General features: G+C 66.3%; 4 protein-coding genes. 2 read left to right on the top strand and 2 right to left on the bottom strand.

The annotated features are described in order from the left end of the window. Both QOH60_RS28670 and QOH60_RS28665 read right to left on the bottom strand, forming a co-directional pair. The coding region (locus QOH60_RS28670; RefSeq protein WP_526425281.1) for an NTP transferase domain-containing protein at positions 1-611 on the bottom strand (611 nt) is incomplete at its 3' end. A 109-nt stretch (positions 612-720) separates the two neighbouring features. Then, a complete protein-coding gene (locus QOH60_RS28665) occupies positions 721-2,037 on the bottom strand; it encodes a hypothetical protein (RefSeq protein WP_526425280.1) in 1,317 nt (438 codons plus the stop codon). A gap of 108 nt (positions 2,038-2,145) precedes the next feature. Between QOH60_RS28665 and QOH60_RS28660 the strand changes: the two genes are divergently transcribed. Together QOH60_RS28660 and QOH60_RS28655 are read left to right on the top strand one after the other, a co-directional pair. Further along, a complete protein-coding gene (locus QOH60_RS28660) occupies positions 2,146-2,535 on the top strand; it encodes a VOC family protein (protein ID WP_526425279.1) in 390 nt (129 codons plus the stop codon). Then, a complete protein-coding gene (locus QOH60_RS28655; RefSeq protein ID WP_526425278.1) occupies positions 2,532-3,041 on the top strand; it encodes an NUDIX domain-containing protein in 510 nt (169 codons plus the stop codon). Before QOH60_RS28660 ends, QOH60_RS28655 begins: the two co-directional genes overlap by 4 nt. The last annotated feature ends 141 nt before the right edge of the window (positions 3,042-3,182 follow it).

The raw sequence follows: 3,182 nt of genomic DNA, 5'->3' as shown, positions 1-3,182 counted from the left end.
TACAGCTCACCCTGCGCGTTTTCCGTGGTGATCCGACTCAGCCCGTCACGCAGTGTGGCCGCGTCGAAGACGTAGATGCCGGCGTTGATCTCGTCGATCTGGCGCTGCTCCGGGCTGGCGTCTTTGTGCTCGACGATGCCGGCGACACTGCCGTCCTCGCCGGGCAGGATCCGCCCGTAGCCGGTCGGGTCCGGCACCCGCGCGGTCAGCACGGTGACCGCGTTCCCGCCGCTCTGGTGCTCGGCGAGCAACTCCTGCAGCGTCTCGGCCCGCAGCAGCGGCACGTCGCCGGAAGTGACGACGATCGCCCCGTCCACCTCCGGTACGGCGGTGAGCCCGGCTCGTACGGCGTCCCCGGTGCCTAGTTGCTGCTCCTGGAAGGCGGTGCGGGCGTCCGGGTCGATCTTGGCCAGATGGGCCTCGACATGCTCCCTGCCGGTGCCGACAACAACGACAAGATGCTCCGGCGCGAGTGCCCGGGCGGTGACCATCGCGTGCCCGACGAGACTGCGCCCGCCGATCTCGTGCAGGACCTTGGGGGTGGCGGATTTCATCCGGGTCCCCAGTCCGGCGGCCATGATGATGACCGCCGCAGGACGGTGGGAAGTCACGCGGTCTTCTCCTCGGGTTCCCTTGGAATTCAGGCCCTGTCGTTCCAGTGCTGTCAGGCGCCAGCGTACTGGCGCTGCCCGGCTGGTTCAGCATCGGGCCGACGCCAAGTCACCCGGCCAGGCTCCGAAGCGACTCCACTAGGTCCTGCTCGGTGAAGCCGGTCCTTTCCTCCAGCAGCCGCTCGCGGATGCTCGGCGAGTAGCCCCGGCGGGCGACCTGCAGATAGAAGTCGGTGACCGGGCGGGTGCCCACCTCTTTGATCAGATGGTCGACCGCCAGCCAGCTGATGTCGTAACTATCCGTACTGTTCGCGCCGCTGAATGCGTCGTCCGCCGGCAACGCGGTCAGCTCGCCCAGCGCCTGCTTGCTGACCACACTGAGCTTCTCGGTGACCTTGACCTTCTTGCCGGCGAGCACCAGTTGCTGGTTCCCGGCGTACTCGGCCAGGCCCTCGGCGAGCCACCGCGGCGCTTCGTCACCGAGTCGCACCGGCAGGAGATGCACCAGTGCATGTGCCAGCTCGACCCGGTCGAACAACTGCCGGCTGTCCGGCTTGACCACGACCCAGCCGCCGACTGGCCGACCGTCAATGGCAGGGCTCGGCATCGGCTCCACCACCGCTGGCTCCGCACCGTCCAGAGTCGGCGGCATCCCGGTCAGCACCCGCCGATCGGTCATCGCGACGATCACCGGCACGCGCTGCAACGGCCCCGGCCAAAGCTTGCGGACGCGCTTTTCCACCTGGACCGTGTCCGCCGCGATCCGCTCGCCGAGCCTGCCCTCGCCCGCAGTCACTATCACCATCGCGCCCGGCCGCCGGATCACGTTGATCGGGCCGAAGTCCCACGGCATCCGCCCGGCCCCGAGCTGCAAATTCAGGTCGTTGTCATCGACCAGATAGAGCCGACCTGACCGCACGGTGAACGTGTACCCGACGTCCGTCGCCGCCTGCGGCAGCCTCGTACCGACGAGTTGGTACCGCATGCTCACCCGGAAAGTCCCGGTCGCCGGTCCGAACCGCTGCATCGCCTGGTTGTCGTCCCAAGGCTCGGCCCGCCGATAGGTGACCGCCATTCCGATGGCCCCCATGTTGGCGAACAGCCGCCGTTGCTCGGCTCTCAAGTCCGGACTTACGTCCCGCAGGAAGAGCGCGAGGTTGTTGGTCCGCGTCGCCTTGCCGCGCCGCGCCAGGAGCGCGTCCACCGCCGCTGCGAGCCGCGGATCCACATCCCCGGTCTCACTGGGGCGCACCCCCTCGAGCGTCGCCCCCGCCATGACCGATGCCGGCAGTTGCAAGGTCTGATTGCCTGGGCGGACAGCGATCCACAAGGCACCCGCCACCACAGCCGCCGCCGTCAGCATCTGCACCGCTACCAGGGATGCGGTCGCGAGCCACCGTCGTACGGCCGACCAGTATCCCGGCATCCCACCGACCCTCTCCCAGATCTGCCTCAGCCCCGCAATGGTCGCCTACCCGTCACTCCCTGACAAACTCCGGCCGGATCTCGATAACGGGCGGTAGGGTCCAGCGGCATGATCCTTCGCCATCTCACCATTGACTGTGCCGATCCTTACGAGCTCGCGACATTCTGGAGCAAGGTCACTGGGTGGCAGGTGTCGGATGTGGACGGGCCGGGCGACCCCGAGGTCCTGATCGAGGCTCCGCGGCCCGTGCCCGGCCTGCTGTTCATCCGGGTACCCGAGGGCAAGGCCGGGAAAAACCGGATCCACTTCGACTGGGTTCCCGCCGATCGGACCCGAGACGACGAGGTGGAGCGAATCCTCGCCCTCGGCGCGATGCTGTACGAGGATCACCTAACCGCCGAAGGGGCCGGCTGGGTCACGCTGCTCGATCCCGAGGGCAACGAGTTCTGCATCGCGCGAAGCGACCGCGAACGCGAGCTCCAAACGAGCGGAGCATGACAGAGTCAGCTGGATTTGCGGACAGCTATCTGGGACGACTTCGCAAGTATGTCGGGCATGATCTCTTGGTGAGCCCGGGTGCTCAAGTCCTTGTACTTGACGGTTCAGGGCAAGCGCTGTTCCAACGCCGTTCAGATACCCTCGAATGGGCATTACCGGCGGGCGCATGCGAACCGGGCGACTCGTTCAGACGCACCGCGGTCAAGGAACTCCTCGAGGAAACTGGTTTAGCTGTCGAGGAGTCGGATCTCACGCCGTTTGCGAGCATCTCAGATCCGACGGTTCACATCGTGCGATATCCGAACGGCGATGTCGTGCATGCGTTTGCGCTGTGTTTCTGGGTGCTTGCGCCATCGGCCCGTGTGCACGGAAGTGATGGTGAGGCCTGTGAGTTCACCTGGAGTGACCTCGGACTCCCCCTCCCAGAACCGACTTATCGCGCAACGATCGAGGCCGTCAACCTGTACCTGAAGTATGTCGAAACGGGATTGTTTCAGGCGGCATAGAGGGTTCACCGCCTCTTCAGCACGTTCACCTGCCGGCCGTCGCGCACGAGCGGTTCGTCGTACTGCCCGACCAGTGTGTAGCCGCGCTTCTCGAACATCCCGATGATGTCGGCAGACTTGACCGGTTCCAGCGAGCCCCAC

The sequence above is a fragment of the Mycobacterium sp. genome, assembly GCF_032159765.1.
Taxonomy (GTDB): domain Bacteria; phylum Actinomycetota; class Actinomycetes; order Mycobacteriales; family Mycobacteriaceae; genus Mycobacterium.
Note: the sequence above shows the minus strand (reverse complement) of the source record. Positions and strands in the feature narration are given on the sequence as shown.